The organism is Acutalibacter caecimuris (assembly GCF_034335085.1).
Taxonomy (GTDB): domain Bacteria; phylum Bacillota; class Clostridia; order Oscillospirales; family Acutalibacteraceae; genus Acutalibacter; species Acutalibacter caecimuris.
This window is the reverse complement of record NZ_JAWXXJ010000081.1, coordinates 1-883: the sequence shown is the minus strand read 5'-3', so window position 1 is coordinate 883 and position 883 is coordinate 1. Positions and strand designations below refer to the sequence as shown.

Annotated in this window: 2 protein-coding genes; both read right to left on the bottom strand. The window is 55.4% G+C overall.

All coding sequences use genetic code 11. The features are described 5' to 3' along the window. On the bottom strand, positions 1 to 365 hold a 365-nt coding region (locus tag U8U01_RS17235; protein ID WP_367575637.1), incomplete at its 3' end, for a hypothetical protein. 12 nt (positions 366 to 377) lie between these two features. After that, positions 378 to 883: gamma-glutamylcyclotransferase family protein (locus U8U01_RS17230; RefSeq protein WP_322176816.1), on the bottom strand; the 506-nt coding region annotated here is incomplete at its 5' end.

Sequence of the window (883 nt, the reverse complement as noted above, 5' to 3'; positions counted from 1 at the left end):
CCCTCCAACCGCTCAAAGCAGCACTCGGTATAGGAGAGGCCGTTTTCAGTGACGATCCTGTCCAGCACTGCCAGCATATCCTGTTCCTTCAAGCTGGCGCGGTCGCTGGGGCAGTCAAAACAAATCCACTCTGAGGAGCCGGGGGAGTCCTTGACGTACACATCATAGCCCAGCCGCAGGGAGCCGTCCTCTTGGAACAGTACCGCATTGATTTTCATACACCCCACGGTCAGGCTGGCGGCGATGGTGTCCTCACACTGCAAAGGTATCTGCCGCCGCAGGCGGGTCACTTCTCGGTCACTCAAGAACCGCTGGTACATATACTCGGCACCCAGCGCTTTTTTCACTTCCTTAACTCGATTCACGCTACCGCCCCCTCACATATGAAAGTGGAAATCATACCCCTCACTCTCGTCCTCATCGTCATCCACATCCTCCCATTCATCTTCTTCCTCGTCCTCCAAATCCTCATCTTCCTCCAGTTCATCCTCGTCATAATCAAACAGTGACTGCTGCTGATACTTCGAAGCAACATCGTAATAGTGCTGAGCGCTGCTCTGCAAAGCCTGTTCCAGCACGGCAGTATCAAGGCCGCAATCCTTATAGCCCTGACGCACGGTAGCGTAATAGCTGGGCGAGGGCAGATAAAAATTCATGCGCGGATTCATGATATACACCATGGCGTCGACCTCACGACCACCCATCTGCACCTGCACATCCCGCTTGAAATAGTGGCTGGGGAAGCCCTCGTACATATCCAAAGCCCGCTCGTCCCTGGCCTGGATTTCCCACAGACCCACGGGAACCGAGGCCCCATCCTTGCGACCGATAGTGGCGAATGCCGAGCGCTCCCGGCCCTTGAACTGCAATTCATAGCCCTGCA